Annotated in this window: 15 protein-coding genes; 5 read left to right on the forward strand and 10 right to left on the reverse strand. The window is 49.1% G+C overall.

Features of this window, described 5'->3' with window-relative positions; all coding sequences use genetic code 11:
* Positions 1-5: 5 nt before the first annotated feature.
* On the reverse strand, positions 6-854 hold the full coding sequence (locus F3H97_RS04795) for a transporter substrate-binding domain-containing protein (protein ID WP_196430732.1): 849 nt from the start codon (positions 852-854) through the stop codon (positions 6-8).
* Between the two features lie 264 nt (positions 855-1,118).
* On the opposite strand from F3H97_RS04795, the gene F3H97_RS04800 reads away from it, so the two are divergent.
* On the forward strand, positions 1,119-1,658 hold the full coding sequence (locus F3H97_RS04800; RefSeq protein WP_196430733.1) for a GNAT family N-acetyltransferase: 540 nt from the start codon (positions 1,119-1,121) through the stop codon (positions 1,656-1,658).
* A gap of 125 nt (positions 1,659-1,783) precedes the next feature.
* Here the strand turns inward: F3H97_RS04800 and F3H97_RS04805 are convergent, their stop codons facing one another.
* From F3H97_RS04805 to F3H97_RS04815, 3 genes are read right to left on the reverse strand one after another with little or no spacing between them, the layout of a single operon-like run.
* Positions 1,784-2,236 carry a GNAT family N-acetyltransferase gene (locus F3H97_RS04805; RefSeq protein WP_196430734.1) on the reverse strand — a complete coding sequence of 151 codons (453 nt, stop codon included), beginning with the start codon at positions 2,234-2,236 and terminating at the stop codon, positions 1,784-1,786.
* 15 nt (positions 2,237-2,251) lie between these two features.
* Positions 2,252-2,965: an MBL fold metallo-hydrolase gene (locus tag F3H97_RS04810; RefSeq protein WP_196430735.1), complete on the reverse strand. Its 714-nt coding sequence runs from the start codon at positions 2,963-2,965 to the stop codon at positions 2,252-2,254.
* Between the two features lie 11 nt (positions 2,966-2,976).
* On the reverse strand, positions 2,977-3,594 hold the full coding sequence (locus F3H97_RS04815; protein WP_196430736.1) for an NUDIX hydrolase: 618 nt from the start codon (positions 3,592-3,594) through the stop codon (positions 2,977-2,979).
* Positions 3,595-3,718: 124 nt separating this feature from the next.
* Here F3H97_RS04815 and F3H97_RS04820 point away from each other — a divergent pair, with 124 nt between their 5' ends.
* A complete protein-coding gene (locus tag F3H97_RS04820; protein WP_196430737.1) occupies positions 3,719-4,231 on the forward strand; it encodes a DinB family protein in 513 nt (170 codons plus the stop codon).
* Between the two features lie 32 nt (positions 4,232-4,263).
* On the opposite strand, the gene parC is transcribed toward F3H97_RS04820, so the two are convergent.
* The 3 genes from parC to F3H97_RS04835 all read right to left on the reverse strand — a co-directional run bounded on the left by parC (position 4,264) and on the right by F3H97_RS04835 (position 9,170).
* Positions 4,264-6,669 (reverse strand): DNA topoisomerase IV subunit A, encoded by a 2,406-nt coding sequence (gene parC / locus F3H97_RS04825; RefSeq protein WP_196430738.1) that lies wholly within the window; start codon positions 6,667-6,669, stop codon positions 4,264-4,266.
* A 2-nt stretch (positions 6,670-6,671) separates the two neighbouring features.
* Complete coding sequence (gene parE, locus F3H97_RS04830) at positions 6,672-8,639, reverse strand: DNA topoisomerase IV subunit B (RefSeq protein ID WP_074037925.1); 1,968 nt, start codon at positions 8,637-8,639, stop codon at positions 6,672-6,674.
* A 126-nt stretch (positions 8,640-8,765) separates the two neighbouring features.
* Positions 8,766-9,170 carry a CoA-binding protein gene (locus F3H97_RS04835; RefSeq protein ID WP_074037001.1) on the reverse strand — a complete coding sequence of 135 codons (405 nt, stop codon included), beginning with the start codon at positions 9,168-9,170 and terminating at the stop codon, positions 8,766-8,768.
* Between the two features lie 339 nt (positions 9,171-9,509).
* On the opposite strand from F3H97_RS04835, the gene F3H97_RS04840 reads away from it, so the two are divergent.
* On the forward strand, positions 9,510-10,553 hold the full coding sequence (locus F3H97_RS04840; protein ID WP_159562324.1) for a GGDEF domain-containing protein: 1,044 nt from the start codon (positions 9,510-9,512) through the stop codon (positions 10,551-10,553).
* 15 nt (positions 10,554-10,568) lie between these two features.
* Entirely contained in the window at positions 10,569-11,582 is a 1,014-nt protein-coding gene (locus tag F3H97_RS04845; protein ID WP_196430739.1) for a tyrosine-type recombinase/integrase, read from the forward strand.
* A 62-nt stretch (positions 11,583-11,644) separates the two neighbouring features.
* Here the strand turns inward: F3H97_RS04845 and F3H97_RS04850 are convergent, their stop codons facing one another.
* Genes F3H97_RS04850 through F3H97_RS04860 form a run of 3 tightly spaced genes read right to left on the reverse strand, consistent with a single transcriptional unit; the run spans position 11,645 to position 15,220 of the window.
* Complete coding sequence (locus F3H97_RS04850; protein ID WP_196430740.1) at positions 11,645-12,784, reverse strand: hypothetical protein; 1,140 nt, start codon at positions 12,782-12,784, stop codon at positions 11,645-11,647.
* On the reverse strand, positions 12,781-13,992 hold the full coding sequence (locus F3H97_RS04855; RefSeq protein WP_196430741.1) for a hypothetical protein: 1,212 nt from the start codon (positions 13,990-13,992) through the stop codon (positions 12,781-12,783). Before F3H97_RS04855 ends, F3H97_RS04850 begins: the two co-directional genes overlap by 4 nt.
* Positions 13,993-14,047: 55 nt before the next feature.
* Positions 14,048-15,220: a MalY/PatB family protein gene (locus F3H97_RS04860; RefSeq protein WP_196430742.1), complete on the reverse strand. Its 1,173-nt coding sequence runs from the start codon at positions 15,218-15,220 to the stop codon at positions 14,048-14,050.
* A gap of 116 nt (positions 15,221-15,336) precedes the next feature.
* On the opposite strand from F3H97_RS04860, the gene F3H97_RS04865 reads away from it, so the two are divergent.
* A complete protein-coding gene (locus tag F3H97_RS04865; protein WP_196430743.1) occupies positions 15,337-15,990 on the forward strand; it encodes a M48 family metallopeptidase in 654 nt (217 codons plus the stop codon).
* Positions 15,991-16,000: the final 10 nt, after the last annotated feature.

Below are 16,000 nucleotides of genomic sequence, written 5' to 3' on the forward strand. Positions count from 1 at the left end.
CAACATTACTTCGTTTCGACGATTGTTGCGTCTACGTCAGGTTCTACCGAAACATCGGCACCATTATAGAATTGCTCAGATAGTTCTTTGACTGTACCATCTTCAAGCATTTCATCTAGTACACGGTCGATGTTCTCCTGGAGCTCGTCATTTTCTTTATCCATCAAAAATGCTACTTCTTGCGGGTTATAGGCGATATCCGGATGAATCGTGATATCGAACTCAGGGAAGAAAGCAAGTGCCAACGTTTGAAGATAATAGTCGTTCAAGATGACATCGGTCCGTCCCGTTGAAACGTCGCGCAAGTACTGATCGTTCGTGGCGTTGTCATAGATGACTTCTTCTGCTCCATACTCTCGAGCCACATCCATGAAGACAGTCGTCGCTTCACCAGCGGCTTTCTTGCCTTTCAAATCCTCGAGTGATTCAATTCCAGAGAGGTCGCTCTTGCGAACGATTGCAGTCCCGTAAGTGTATTTATACGGTTTTGAGAAGGCAAACTTCTCTTTACGGTCTTCTGTTACCGAGATATCATTTGCAGCGATGTCGATTTGACCGTTCTGAACACTCGTTAACATGTTGTCAAATGCCATTTCTTTGAACTCGATTTCGAGATCAAGGCGTTTGGCGACTTCTTTCATGAGTTCGACATCGAAACCTGTCAACGTATCGCTCTCTTCTTCACGGAAAGAAGCGGGGTAGAGGGTGCCGGCAGTTCCGACTGTCAATGTGCCTTCTTCTTGAATCTCTTCCCAGCGTGTCGTATCTGCTTGATTCGTGCTATCATCACCACAAGCGGCAAGTGGGATTGCTAAAAATAGAGTTGCTGCCAAACCTTTAGTCGTTCGTTTCACAAGAATTCCTCCTTAAGATGGTTCATCTGTCTAAAAATAGCATGACTTCAGCGGTCTAGCAACTGTGAAACACAGTTTAAACAGGTGAATTTAAAATTTGAAACGTTTATTCATAAAGCGTTATCATTCCGATGAATGCTAAATTCACAACAATGATACAGAAGTAAAATTAAAGTGAGACAGAATCAATGAACCTTATATTTCATGCTGGAAAGTAAAATGAGATGAATGAAGAACTAATACGCAATATAGGAGGCGGAGCGGATGAGTATGATTCGAATCAGAGTCCTAGATGAGGCGCATATTCACATTGTGAATGATGCAAATGATCCTTTTCCAATCATCGGACGGATAGTTCCCAGTTACATAAACGGTCAATGGTCTTATGTTGAAGAGCTAGATGTCGTGACGAAAGAAACCTCATTTCCAGAAGACCGGATTGATTGGACGCAGTATATTGAACATGACAATCGTATCGTCTTTTTAGCGATGGACGCTGATGAATGTGTCGGACAAATAAGACTCGTGAAGGATTGGAGTCGCTTTGCATACATTGAAAATATCGCGATCCGTCAAATATATCGTAAGCGTGGGATTGGACAAATGTTGATCGAAACAGCCGAACAGTGGGCAAAAGAGAAACGGATGATTGGTTTGTCGCTTGAAGCTCAGAACGATAATCTCATTGCTTGTCGTTTCTATGAAAGACAGGGATTTCAACTTGGAGGCGTCGATTCAACAAAACAATATGCAAATCCACAAATTGAATTGACCTTGTTCTGGTATAAGATTTTTAAGGAATAGGGAACTTCAGTTAGAGCAATTTTTTGCTCTATTTTTTACTAGTTTACATAACATATATTATCAGTAAAAATAAGAACTCATCTCATTATCTTAGTATACTTATGATAGTGAGATGAGATTTGAATTTAAGACGTATGCGTATACCGAATCAACGTGACGCCATGTTCTGGTTCGAATTCGGCACTCGGTTCAAATCCAAGTTTCGTATACAGACGCTTCGCCGGTCCGTTATGTTTGCCCGTATGCACGTAAATCAACTTTCCCTTGTGAATGCTCAATATGTGTTCGAGTAACGTCGTCGCCAGTCTCGCCCGAAAGTATGTCGGGTCGATACATAGTTTCGTGATTTCAACAGTTTTCTCAGATGCTTCCACCGTGACAAACCCAATCAACCGATCCTCGATATATAAGCCATAACTCGTGCCTGGTAAGTTTTGAATGACATCAATCGTCTCATAGCGCGCCGGGATTTCGTCAAACCCGAGCAGTTCCGCTTCGACCGCATAAGCGTTACGTTGAATCTCGAGCATCTGTTGGGCTTGCTCAAATTGATGAATGGCAACTTCTTTCAGCTGCATGGTGCAACCCTCCCGTTAACGGATAAACTTTCTCGCCTGCTTCCGTTTCGCCCGTTTCAACGCCAAATAGAGCCGGTGTGTCCCTTTGAGTGGCGGACCATGCCCTACGAAGGTAAGGAGTGGTGACAAGTCCACTAGGCGCTCCGCGCTCTCGACGGCAACGGACCGATTCCATGTCGCGAGTCCTGGTAATGGGAATAACGGCCGAACATCTCCCGCCACCGCTGCCCCTCCCTGAGTTTGAAAAGCGTCACCTGCAAATAATACCCGATTTACCTCGTCATAGTACGCAATCGACCCTGGTGTATGACCCGCTGCATCGAGGACACGTAAACCGAATAACCGCTCACCAATATCTAGTACCGCATCCGGTGTAGAACGAATCGTCGGCAAAGAACCACGAATCTTGTTCAGCTCTTCTTCCTCTAGCGACCGATCTCCCGATAAGAGGCGGGCATCACGTCGGGAGATGAAGAGTTCAGCGAGCGGATGCTCTGCTTTGATGGTGTCCACCCCACCGACATGATCCCCATGAGCATGCGTTAACAATATCGCGAGGAGTGGCTTGTCTAGCTCGGCGATATACGACAGAATATCAGTCGCGTTCCGCTCCAGCGCCGTGTCGATCAAGACGAGTCCGAGCTCATGCTCAAACAGTTGAACGTTGATTGGCAGTACGGGAGCGTAAAAGGTCAGTTGATGGATATGTCCATATCGTCTTACTTGCATCATTGAGCCTCCTAGTCGAATAAAGTGGTCCAGTCTTCTTCTTGCCAATGCGCGTCAAAGCACATATGAATCTGTTCGATCGTATTTCGGGCAAGGGAGAGCTCAGGTAAATCGTCTCGTTCAAAGAAACCGACGTCACTCGTCTCCACGCCGGCGCTCCCCTCCCCGTCACCAATCAGTGCACACTCGATGAAAAGTTTGTAATAATGCTCCGAGAGAGGTGGGTGTGGATGTTCATGCATATCGAACAAGGCGAGCAACCGTACTGGAATCACATCCAGGCCAGCCTCTTCCTCTACTTCTTTGATGATATTCGAGGCAGGAGAGCGATTCACTTCACAGAAACCGCCGGGTAAGGTCCACAACCCATCTGACCGCTCCTTCACGAGCAGGATTCGGTCATCTTTGAAGATGACGCCTCGCACATCAAGTTTCGGAGTCGGATAACCGTCCACATGAACGAGTTGTAAGATAGCCTCGTTCGATAAGTCCGAGTGCCGTTCATACATCTCTCTTACGATTTCTAGTAATTCTTCGTACCGTTCTCGGTCATATTGATCACGCGTGAACGTCAGACCGGCCTGAGACAGCGCCTGAATCCGTTTCGCCCACGTAAGCCATTGAGACATATAGATCCCCCTATCTTTTGTCCTACATGTCTTTTTCGGCAAATCGATGCATTCTTCCTTTTCAGAACTCACATTCTCTGACATCAGTTTTCAATCACGTATACTAAAAGAAAATGGAGGTGAGATGTTGAGGATACGCTATGAATTAATCAGATTCAGAAAAGATCTCGCACGTTATACCATGTCCGACTTGCGATACAAGCATGCCCCGAGCATCTGGTCCATTGGACAAATGTTTGACCATCTCATTTTGGTCGCAGAGGAGTATTTAGAAGAGGCCGACCGCTGCCTACGTGGTGAGGGTGAACTCGGTGGAGAGAAGACGTCTTTTGGAGAAAAGTTGTTCGAACGGGGAGACTTTCCACCGATAAAAATCGAGCTCCCACCTGAGATGAATCAACCACCGAACAATACTGACTCGAAAGATCGATTGCGAGAACGCATGACCATCTTAATCTCAAAGATGGATACGTTGGAATCCCGTTTGAACGATGCAGATGACAATCGAAAGACGCTTCACGGTGGGTTCGGCTGGCTGAATGCGAGAGAATGGTTCAACCTCATCGAGATGCACACGCTGCACCATCGACGACAACAACACGATCTAGAGACATGGCTACGACAAAAAGACCTGTGAACGGCGAATCAGCCAAATCACAGGTCTTTTGATTAATCGAGATACACGTCCTCGATTTCACCGAACGAGTCTTCGTCAAAGACGAACGAGCCGTTGGCATAGCGATCAAGTAGCGTAAGGGTTTTTGTCTTTACTTGTTTTGCTTTTTCTTTTCCGACGATATGAAGCGTCTCATCCCCATGTACCGGAAGCACACGACGGATTTGGTGCGGTTTTGATTTGACCTCACGAATGAGCATCGTCCCCCGAAGGTTGCGGTTCGTACAGTCGAACTGGTCCTCGAGCTTCATCTTCTTGACCGCTCCCCGTTGCGTCACGAGAACGAATAATGGTGGCGTGAAGAAGGAGAAGGCATCGGCGACGAGGTCACCGTCTTTCAGGTTCATCGCCTTCACACCGGCTGCCCGCTGTCCGACGACAGGGACATCATCCTCTTTGAACCAGAGCCCGTATCCACGCTCTGAAACAAGGAACAACTGCCCTGGACCGTCACTGATCCCGGCGAAGACGACCTCGTCGTCACCTTTCAGCTTCAAGGCCATGAGTGGTTTCGATTTCCGCTGCGCGTCGTAGTCGCGTAACGGTGTACGTTTGACCATCCCGTCTTTCGTCACGAAGAGGCAATGGGCGTCCGTATCAAACGTCGAGACGACGTCTGCCGAGATAACCTGTTCCCCTTCAATCGGAACGAGGTTGGCCACGTGTTGTCCGGCATCCTTCCACTTCGATTCTGGAATCTGATGGATCGGGATGAGGAGGTAGCTGCCCTTGTTCGTCCAGACGAGCAAGTGGTCCGTCGTCATGGCTTGAGTCGTAAGGAGTGGACGATCCTTTTCTTTCATCTCCGGTAAAACGTCACTCGACGCTCCATACGAACGCATCGAGGCACGTTTGACGTACCCGTCACGGCTGACGAATACCATCGTCTCTTCGACAGCAATCATAACTTCCGTCTTCAGTTTTAATTCCTCAACTTCCGACTCGATGACCGAACGACGGTCATCTCCGAACTCGTCACGCAATGCCGTAAGTTCTTTCACGATCAACTTCCGTTTTGTCGCGTCCACGTCGAGGATGTTTGAGAGGCGGGCAATCTCTTTTTGGAGCGCCTTTGCTTCTTTTTGCAACTCGACGATGTCCGTATTCGTGAGTCGATACAATTGGAGCATGACGACGGCTTCGGCTTGTCGTTCCGTGAATGAGAACCGCTCCATCAGTTTCTTCTTCGCGTCCGCCTTGTCTTTGGCGGAACGGATCAATTCGAGTGTCTCATCGAGGACCGAGATGGCTTGTTCTAAGGCATCGACGATTTCAGCACGTTTCTTCGCCTGCTCGAGTTCGAACGTCGTCCTGCGCGTCACGACCTCTTCGACATGCTTCAAATAGGCATCGATGATTGGGATGATTCCCATCTGCTTCGGCGTCCGGTTCACGATCGAGACCATATTATAGTTATAGGCGAGCTGTAGGTCCGTATGCTTCAAAAAGAAGTGAAGCACACCTTCTGCGTCGGCCTCTTTCTTCAATTCGATGACGACCCGAAGTCCCGTCCGATCTGTTTCGTCACGGACTTCTGCGACGCCTTCGACCTTTTTATCGAGGCGGAGCTCTTCCATTTTTTTGACGAGGTTCGCCTTATTCACTTCATACGGAAGTTCTGTGATCGTGATCTGTTCACGGCCACCTTTTAATTGCTCAATCTCGGACTTCGCCCGGATGATGACCTTCCCTTTACCGGTCTCGAACGCCTTTAGGATACCGTCTTTACCCATGACCGTCCCCCCGGTCGGGAAGTCAGGACCTGTGACATACTCGAGCGCATCTTTAGCGATATCGACCTGGCCATTCAAACGTGCGATGGCAAGGTTGAGGACTTCTGTCAAATTATGCGGTGGGATCTCCGTCGCATAACCGGCTGAAATCCCTGTCGTTCCGTTCATGAGCAGGTTCGGGAGGAGCGACGGCAAGACGAGCGGTTCTTCCGTTGAATCGTCAAAGTTCGGCGTGTAATCGACCGTATTCTTCGAAATTGACGTCAACATGACACCCGCAATCTTCGAGAGACGGGCTTCCGTGTAACGCATGGCCGCCGCCGGGTCACCATCCATCGATCCGTTGTTCCCATGCATGTCGATGAGCGGATACCGGAGTTTCCAATCTTGCGAGAGACGTACCATCGCCTCATAGACGGACGAGTCACCGTGCGGGTGATAGTTCCCGATGACGTTCCCGACCGTCTTCGCAGACTTCCGATACGGCTTATCGTTCGTATTCCCCTCGTGGTGCATCGCATATAGAATCCGGCGCTGTACAGGCTTGAGTCCGTCACGTGCGTCCGGTAAGGCGCGGTCTTGGATGATATATTTTGAGTAACGCCCGAACCGGTCTCCAACGACCTGTTCGAGAGATAGGTTTAAAATGTGTTGAATCGTCGACATCGTTACATCACTTCCTCAATCGCTTTAGTCACATGTTCATTGGCGATGATCGAATCATCTTCCTGGAGTCCGAAGGCGACGTTCTCCTCAATCCATTCACGACGGTGCGTGACATTGTCGCCCATCAGGACAGACACACGCTTATCCGCAACGGCCGCATCGTCGACTGTGACACGGATGAGTGTACGAGTGTCCGGGTTCATCGTCGTCTCCCATAACTGGTCCGCGTTCATCTCGCCAAGACCTTTGTAGCGTTGGAGGATATAGCCTTTCTTATACACTTTGACGAGCTTCTCGAGTGCCTCTTCGTCCCAGGCATAGTCGAACTGTTCGGACTTGCCTTTCCCTTTTGAGATGCGATAGAGCGGTGGCAAGGCAACGAACACGCGGCCCGCCTCGACGAGCGGTCGCATATAACGGAAGAAGAACGTGAGGAGGAGAACCTGGATGTGTGCACCGTCCGTGTCGGCATCCGTCATGATGATGACCTTGTCGAAGTTGCAGTCGTCCAAATCAAAATCGTGACCGACCCCGGCGCCGATTGCATGGATGATCGTGTTGATCTCTTCGTTTTTCATGATGTCCTGGAGTTTCGACTTCTCCGAGTTGATGACCTTCCCGCGCAGCGGCAGGATAGCCTGGAACGTACGGTCCCGCCCTTGTTTGGCTGAACCACCGGCCGAGTCACCCTCGACGAGAAAGAGCTCGTTCTTAGCAGCATTCTTTGACGTCGCAGGCGTCAATTTTCCGTTCAAGATGCTCGAGCGTTTCTTTTTCTTCCCGTTACGGGCCTCTTCCCGTGCCTTGCGGGCCGCCTCGCGAGCCTGTGCCGCACGAATCGCCTTCTTGATGAGCATCGTCGCCATCTGAGGGTTCTCTTCTAGGAAGATCGTCAACTGTTTCGCCATGACGCTGTCAGCGCTCGCACGTGCCTCCGGTGACCCGAGTTTCGACTTCGTCTGCCCCTCGAACTGGAGGAATTCCTCCGGGATCCGGACCGACACGATGAGCGTGAGTCCCTCACGGACGTCGCCGCCGTCGAGATTTTTATCTTTCTCTTTGAGTAAACCGTTCTTCCGTGCATATTCGTTCATGATTCGGGTCATCGCCGTCTTGGCACCGACCTCGTGCGTTCCACCATCGCGTGTCCGGACGTTGTTGACGAACGAGAGCACATTTTCGGAATAGGCGTCTGTGAACTGAAACGCGAGTTCGATCTCGATCTCATTCTCGACCCCTTCGAAATAGACGATTGGGTGGAGTGTCGCCTTGTCGTCGTTCAAGTATTGGACGAACTCGGCAATCCCTTCCTCGTAATGGAACGTCTCTTGCTTCTCCGTACGCTCATCAGTGAGCGTAATCGTCAATCCTTTTAAGAGGAAAGCCGATTCACGGAGGCGTTCGGCGAGCGTGTCATAGTTATACGTCGTCGTTGAGAAGATGGTCGCATCCGGTTTGAAATAGACACTCGTGCCGGTTTGGCGTGTCTTGCCTGTCTCAATCAGTGTCGTTTGAGGCACACCGCCGTCTGCAAAGGTCTGTTCGAACACTTTTCCGTCACGATAAATCGTCACGACGACCTTGCTTGATAGGGCGTTGACGACCGAAGCACCGACGCCGTGGAGTCCACCAGACGTCTTGTATCCGCCTTGTCCGAACTTTCCTCCAGCGTGAAGGACCGTAAAAATGACTTCTGGGGTAGGCTTTCCAGAGGCGTGCATTCCTGTCGGCATCCCGCGGCCGTGGTCACGGACCGTGATGGCATCGTCCTTATGAATCGTCACATCGATTTGACCACCGAACCCAGCGAGCGCCTCATCGATCGCGTTGTCGACGATCTCATAGACGAGATGGTGAAGTCCGCGATGGTCGGTTGACCCGATGTACATCCCCGGTCGTTTCCGCACGGCCGTGAGTCCTTCGAGCACCTGGATGGCGTCTTCATTGTAATTAAATAGATCTGTTGACATAGCAGTCACCTCAATTTCGAACACACGTTCGTTTTTCTTTCCTATTGTATAGCTGTTCATCGATTCTGGCAAGCCTCCCTTGTCAGCCATCGCTGAAAAAAAGGAGACCTACCAAGGAGGTAGGTCTTATCCGAGTAGACGAGCATGCTCCACGTACAGGCAGCGGTTCTCGATATAATCGAGCCCGGCGTCACGCACGATTTGCTCCGCCTCAGCACTTGAGAGACCGAGCTGGTTGAAGACGAGCCCGACATCCCCATGTCGTACCGCATCTTCCGCGACGCCCGCTAAAAATTCGCTGCGACGGAACACGTCGACGATATCGATTCTACCCGGGATGCTCTCGACGGACGGATACGCCTTACGGCCGTTCCACTCCTCGAGCATCGGGTTGACAGGGATGACGGTATACCCGACACGAAGCAAATACTCCGCAATCTGGTTGGCCGTCTTGTTCGGGTTGTCGGACACACCGACGACCGCGATGGTCTTCGCTTCAGACAAAAGTTGCTTCAAACGCTGATCATCCATCCAAAATCCCCCTTTGGTTTACGTTTACAGTGTAACGTTACCTTCCTTCCTGTTTCAAGTCTTATTTTCATCATAAGGTATAATGACTCAACATTACAATTTCAAGACAAACCAATATGGTTTACATAACAAATTATTGTCTACCATTTATTTTGCTATAAAATCAATCACTCAATTAACCACTCGATTGAGATACAATCACGCAATTCATGAACATTGCGTGAAATATCTATTTCACGCAATAATACATACGAGATAAGAGCGTTTTTGAATCCGTTTTTCGGACATTTATATAAATTTGTTCATTGTTTCGTTATACTAAAAGAAAGGAGGTGTGCGATGGGAACAACCTATGAAACTCGTCGAGGAACACTATATAATGAACGTATTACTTTTTACGGCAACGTTATCGCCTGGTTGGTTCACTTCCTATTTTGCATCTTGTTTTATCGTCTGGATTTGACTCTCTTATTCCTATCAAATGGCTTGAGTGTGATCTACTACACGATTTCATTCTATTTTGTACATAAAAGGTGGTACGGAATTTTCTTTGCCGGACTTTTTATCGAAGTCGTTTACAACGCCGTCATCTCGACCGTTATACTCGGCTGGGAGATCAACATGCATTATTTTATCCTCATGATGGCATACGGTGTCTTTTTCATGCCAAGCGTATCAAGAGGCCAACGCATCTTCACCACGGCCATTGCGATGCTGATTTATAGCCTTCTATTCATCTATGTATCTGACGGCATCGAGACCTTACCGATACAGATTGAACAAGCGCTCGGACTCTTTTGTATCCTATCGACCGTGATGATGATTGCAGGGCTCTCCTTTATCTTTGAGTCAGCCGTTGTCGAAGTGACAGATGAACTCGAACAATCTAATGAGCGGTTGCAAATTCTCGCCTCGACGGATGGATTGACCGGACTATTGAACCGAAAAGTCGGGCATGAACAGGTTTCCAAAGCAATCGACAAAGCCGCTCATGAAGGCGTTCCATACGCACTCGTCCTCGGTGACATTGATCGATTCAAATCATTTAACGAGACTTACGGACATGATTGTGGGGACCGGGTGCTACAACAAGTCGCCAGCATCCTATCCGACGTCGACGGGATTGTAGTCCGATGGGGAGGCGAGGAATTCCTGATTTTCTTTTCGAGTCCGTGCGATAACTTCCTTACAATCGCTGAACAATTGAGACAGCAAATCGAGTCGATTCCTCTCTATTACGCAGGGGAACGACTTCATGTCACAATGACATTCGGACTTGCGGTTCGTACTGGTCACGATACGGTTGAAGAGATTATAAAAGAGGCAGATGACTTCCTTCGTGAAGGGAAGCGCAACGGAAAGAATCAAGTGAGAACAACATGAAGAAAGGGGCATTCCATGAGTATTTTCGGTCAACTTGGACAGCGGCAGACACCGACGACGACGAAACGCTTCGAGTTGAACGGGTTGCACCGACTACCCGCATTCATCCAACAGTTTTTTCATCATTTAGCAGCAAAGCACTACTCCAAACAGACGGCCCAACGCTATGTGTATGATGTGTTAGATTTCTTTCGTTGGGTCGAGCGCGTGAGCGGTACCGAGTTAGAGTCTGAAACGATTGACTTGGCATCATTCACAGAGATTGACCATGCCGGTGCAGAAGCGTATGCGACTTATCTTGCCCTCGATCTCGAAAACGCTCCAAGCGTCATCAACCGGAAGCTTTCAACGTTACAGTCACTCTTCAATTACTTAATCGAGACCAATCAAGCGACGGTGAATCCCTTTCAAACCGTGGAACGTCCGAAGCGCGGCAAACGGAATCCCGTTTATTTGACGGAATCGGAATGGCTCGATTTCTCGACGCTTGTACGTAGCAACGTCGGCATGACGAATCGCGAGGCGAGCTGGTACGAACTGAATCGTGCACGTGACTTTTTAATCATACAGTTACTCGGACTAACAGGTATGCGCGTATCCGAGCTTGTCGGACTCAATTGGTCCGATATCAACCTCGAGACCGGGACGATTCGGGTCATCGGTAAAGGGAACAAGGAACGATTGATCCCAATTGCAAAGCCACTTCTTCCGCTCCTCTCTGAATATCGCCACGCGTCGAGCGAAGGTGCGGTGTTCCAAAATGAGAAGGGAAATCGAATCGCTGTACGAACGGTTCAACATATGTTGAAAGGTCATATTGACCGTTTGAAGCCTTACCTTCCGTTCTTGAGCTATAAGCAGGTGACGCCACATAAGTTGCGTCACACGTTCGCCTCACGTCTCGCGATGGGTGGGGTCGATGTGCTCACGATTCAGCAGCTTCTCGGACATGAATCTGTAGCAACGACACAAGTCTATGCCCATATCGGAGACGAACGGAAAAAACACGCAATATCAAGTTTACAATAATATGTTATGTAAACTATATATCCAAATATAACCACCACCTATATGATGGGTGGTGGTTATATTTATATGCTAGACATTGACAATATCAATATGGCATCATCGATGACCATAAAATAGGCATTGTCATATGCGAAACGTTCTTCGGATTTCAAATCGAATATCACGACACCGCTCGTTAGCCCTTCCGTATATTCATGGACGAGATAGCGGTGACCGATGACGCGTTCGAACGGTTCCACGTCGATATAACGCGCACCGGTTGCGAGGTCAATGACTTCTGAGTGCATATCCGTCTCATCAACTTTGATGAAAATCGACGAACTTATATCGTCGTAAGTGAAATCAATCGGTTCATAAGCACCCCAATCGACGACCGATACTTCATGCAAGACATCGGGAGCCGTCAAATCATAGATGACCTCCTCATTCAACGCGTCAACAAACGCGGAGAATCGAAGCGTCCCTTCATTTTCTCCTAGATATTGGACCGTGTCCCCTTCCCCTTGGAGACGGAGAATATCATCGAATGGCAATTCATCCCGTTGATCCCATATCGCCTCGACCGCCTCTTCGAGTGGGCAAATCAAGAGTGCCTCGGAATGGTCAATCGGGTCGTCAGGAGAGATGCGCCCATCATCGAGTGCATTGTAATAGTCAAACTCATCGAGTCTCGCGTTGCAGACGATGTACGGAACACCATCAAATGTGGTCGTGAACAAATACAATTCTCGGAAACGTTCCGTCTTACCGACGAGACGCTCATCCCGAATACGCTCACGTTGATTGGTCACCCGATCAAAGAGCCACGCCTCATCCGATGATTCAAACGCCGTCAAAAAGAGGAAGTAACGATGATCCAGTACCCAGAACAATGTGCTATTTCCACGCTTCTCAAACGTCGTGACCACTTCTTCGGTGCCCGCCTTATAGGAGAAGGCGATCAGTTCTGTCTTGACCACCCCTTCACCGTCCGGGACCTCATTTATAAAGTAGACGATGTCTCCATCGACGAATAGCTTAGGATAACCGTAATCCGCGTACTCCCTCCGGTTCAATTGTGTAATCACGCCATCCTCTTCGTCAAAGCGATAGAGCGAGAATGTCGTGCGATCTCTCTTCTCTCGATAGTAGACCGAGGTAGGGGTAACGGCGATCACATCTTCATGATCGATTGGCACGGCTCGTGCGTCAACGATTCTCATAAAGCACCTCTCTCTTGTCCGGATTCAGCGGGTTCGACTGTAACAAGCCCAGGTGGTCGTTTCGGGAACGTGATCCGTAGATGAGCATATTCGATCACATCCTGATGCGGATGGTTCTTGTCAATCCAGCGAATCCGTTGTTGATTCGCGAGGGCATACCCGATCTTTTCTTCCATTTGGAATTTGGAGATGTCACGAAACGCGACTTCTTGAATGTATGTTTCCTCATCGGTTTCAAACTGTTGCCAGATCCCCATGATCAATTGGCCGAGGGCTGAGACACGCCGTTCAGGGAGCGTGATCGTCCCTAGTGTTCGACTCACTTCCTTCAGACACTCGTTCGGGTCGTCCGAGACGGCAAATAGTCGTTTTGCCGTGTTGTTCATGACGCGATAGCGACGTTTCCCACTTTCAAGCCTGAGCACCTGCGCGTACGGTTCAACCGGTACACCATGAAAAAAGGTTTCGGTCCCACCCCATGCGAATCCAAATGACGGATCGAACTTCCGGATTGTTTGCATGAAGGACATCATAAAGTCCTCGACTTCTCGCCTTTCGAGTCGAAGCCATTCGGCCAGGGCGAGGGTTCCTTTCTCTTTCGAAATCCGATCGACCGGGAAGAAGAGCTCACCATCCGATAGACGATGAGATTTCAATTCGACGCCGTCAGCACGATAATCGGTCGACGGCCTCCCCCCTCTTCCCGCGTAGATGACCCACTCATCGTCTGTGCTTTCGATGGCATAGGCTTGATGTGCCCACGGTGGCGTCACGTATAAGGCGGGATACTCCTCGAAGGTGTCGAGGTGAATATACGAACGGTCATTCCAAAGGTGGGCGACGAGGCGTACGACCTCCCCTGTCTCCGAATCTTTTGGGGCGATGTAATTTCCGGTATCTCCGATGAACGTCAAAATGTGAAAACCATACCCGTTATACAGGTGACGCACAATTCGTTCAAAGACGGCGGTCACCATGCGTTCAAATAACGGATGATCTTCATTCCGATTGAGCGTTGGCGAATCGACCGTACACATGAGCCAACCCATCCGCTCATATAGACGAACTCGGAGCGGATAAGAGATCAACGGAGAAGAACTCGCATGAATCTCAGTCAAGCGGATATTGGACATGTTTTCGACTTGCAAGGTGAAGCCGCTACGTCTTAACTGTTCCTCCATCTTTTTCTTCCAGTTGATCGTCTCCATTCCATCCACTCACTTTCTCTCATCATCTCATTGTGAATTTTTCCCGATTCTCGTTTTACACAAACGCTTTTCGCTTCATTTGCGCGCTCAGCCGATGAATCGCCTCGTCCAACAGTTCACGACGAGTCCCGATATTCATCCGTTCGAATGATTCACCTTGAGGACCGAACGGACTACCCGGTGACAAGAAGATTCGGACGTCTTGATGCAGCCAAGACTTCCGCTCCTCGGCTGACATCGGTAACTCTGAGAAGTCAATCCAAAGCAGATAACTCGCTTCCGGACGGGTCGTATGGAGCATCGGAAGGTTTGATTCGATGGAATCGATCACGTCATTCATTTGTTGCTCCAATTCTTCCCGTAACTGGTCGAGCCAACGTTCCGCGCGGCTGTCGGTATAGGCGGCGATGATGGCCGTGTTCGCGAACGGTGTCGGGAGCACGTGATGTTTGTTCTGTACTTTCGTGATTTGCTTCCGCCACTCATCGACCGGACAAATGATGTAGGACGCAAACAATCCGGCGATGTTAAATGCTTTTGAGGGCGCACTCACCGTGATGACACGTGGGTCGAGTGTGCCGATTGCGGTATGTTGATGAGACGGGAACGTCAAGTCTGCATGAATCTCGTCAGCGACGACAATCACCTCATATTGATTCGCGAGTTCTACGACCTTTTCTAGTTCCGCTCTCGTCCAGACACGCCCAACTGGATTATGTGGGGAACAGAGTAGGAAGAGTTTCGCTTGTTTCATCGCTTCCTCGAGTGCGACAAAATCCATCTCGTAGCGCTCGTCAATTTTTTTCAACGGGGCATCGAACACTTGTCGCTTGGAACCGACAACGAGTTCGTGGAATGGTGGATAGACAGGTGACTGGATGACGACGCCATCTCCGACTTCAGTCAACGCCTCGACGATATGCGTCAACGCCGGCACGACACCGCTAGAGAATAACACATGGTTCGGGTCAACAATTAAATCGTGACGTCGGCCGTACCAATCGCTCACCGCTGTTTGCGCTTCAGGTGCGAACAATGTATACCCGAATTCCCCTTGAGCGGCTTTTATAGCGAGCGCCTCGGAGATGGACGGTGCAGTACGGATGTCGATATCCGCTACCCATAGCGGTAACACGTCTTCTGACAAACGGAACCATCGCTCCAACCCATCCCACTTCACCGAATTCGTACCTTTACGTTCAAGTTGTTGTTGTAAAATTGATTTCATGTTCATCCCTCCTCCTCTTACTGTATCAAAGTTGATTCGACTACGTGCCAAAAAAAGCATGGCAGTTTTTTGCCGACCTCGTTATACTCTATCGAGATAAGAAAGGAGGCACATCAATGCGTGTTACCGTCATTCGAAACAAACGAAGAAAAAAAGCCGCATTTTATGTCACGCCAAACGGCATCGAGCTACGTATTCCAGCACGTTTGTCTAAACGAGTCATCGACCGCATACTAGAAGAGCACGACACATGGATTCATGAGATATCGCAAAAGCTACCTCGACAGACGTCCGTTCTCGATGAGGGGCTCGTTTTTCATGGGAAAAACTATCCGACCCAAATAGATGATGGCTCGACTCTCCGATTTGACGGCACGTCTTTTTGGGTTCCGGAAGCATGGGACGACGCTACACTCTGGAAACAGTATGAGATTTGGCTTCGTGAACGTGCCTTACACTATGTGATCGAGCGGGCACCAATTTATGAAAAGATCTTAGGCGTTAAAGCGAAAAAGATTCGTATCGGTCACCAAAAGACACGCTGGGGATCGTGTAGTTCGAATGGAACCATCTCTATCAATGTTCGCCTCATGCTGGCGCCAAAAGAGATGATGGACTACGTCATCGCCCACGAATGGGTGCATCTCGTTCACTTCGATCACTCCCCTTCTTTTTGGAGCACGTTACAAACGATCTATCCGAATACCGCTACAGCGAAAGATTGGTTGAAACGACACGGACATACGTTACAACTCAAAAAAACCGAATGACCCCGTGTAG

Origin of the sequence: Exiguobacterium sp. SRB7LM (assembly GCF_015712685.1) — a bacterium.
In the GTDB taxonomy this organism is placed as follows: domain Bacteria; phylum Bacillota; class Bacilli; order Exiguobacteriales; family Exiguobacteriaceae; genus Exiguobacterium; species Exiguobacterium profundum.

Excerpts from the sequence above, each read along its gene's own strand:
- F3H97_RS04850 (WP_196430740.1), bottom strand. The coding sequence starts at position 12,784 with ATGAGAATCGTTGACGCACGAGCCGTGCCAATCGATCATGAAGATGTG.
- F3H97_RS04815 (WP_196430736.1), bottom strand. The coding sequence starts at position 3,594 with ATGTCTCAATGGCTTACGTGGGCGAAACGGATTCAGGCGCTGTCTCAG.
- parE (WP_074037925.1), bottom strand. The coding sequence starts at position 8,639 with ATGTCAACAGATCTATTTAATTACAATGAAGACGCCATCCAGGTGCTC.
- F3H97_RS04800 (WP_196430733.1), top strand. The coding sequence starts at position 1,119 with ATGAGTATGATTCGAATCAGAGTCCTAGATGAGGCGCATATTCACATT.
- F3H97_RS04810 (WP_196430735.1), bottom strand. The coding sequence starts at position 2,965 with ATGCAAGTAAGACGATATGGACATATCCATCAACTGACCTTTTACGCT.
- F3H97_RS04835 (WP_074037001.1), bottom strand. The coding sequence starts at position 9,170 with ATGGATGATCAGCGTTTGAAGCAACTTTTGTCTGAAGCGAAGACCATC.
- parC (WP_196430738.1), bottom strand. The coding sequence starts at position 6,669 with ATGTCGACGATTCAACACATTTTAAACCTATCTCTCGAACAGGTCGTT.
- F3H97_RS04820 (WP_196430737.1), top strand. The coding sequence starts at position 3,719 with ATGTTGAGGATACGCTATGAATTAATCAGATTCAGAAAAGATCTCGCA.
- F3H97_RS04845 (WP_196430739.1), top strand. The coding sequence starts at position 10,569 with ATGAGTATTTTCGGTCAACTTGGACAGCGGCAGACACCGACGACGACG.
- F3H97_RS04805 (WP_196430734.1), bottom strand. The coding sequence starts at position 2,236 with ATGCAGCTGAAAGAAGTTGCCATTCATCAATTTGAGCAAGCCCAACAG.
- F3H97_RS04865 (WP_196430743.1), top strand. The coding sequence starts at position 15,337 with ATGCGTGTTACCGTCATTCGAAACAAACGAAGAAAAAAAGCCGCATTT.
- F3H97_RS04840 (WP_159562324.1), top strand. The coding sequence starts at position 9,510 with ATGGGAACAACCTATGAAACTCGTCGAGGAACACTATATAATGAACGT.
- F3H97_RS04855 (WP_196430741.1), bottom strand. The coding sequence starts at position 13,992 with ATGGAGACGATCAACTGGAAGAAAAAGATGGAGGAACAGTTAAGACGT.
- F3H97_RS04860 (WP_196430742.1), bottom strand. The coding sequence starts at position 15,220 with ATGAAATCAATTTTACAACAACAACTTGAACGTAAAGGTACGAATTCG.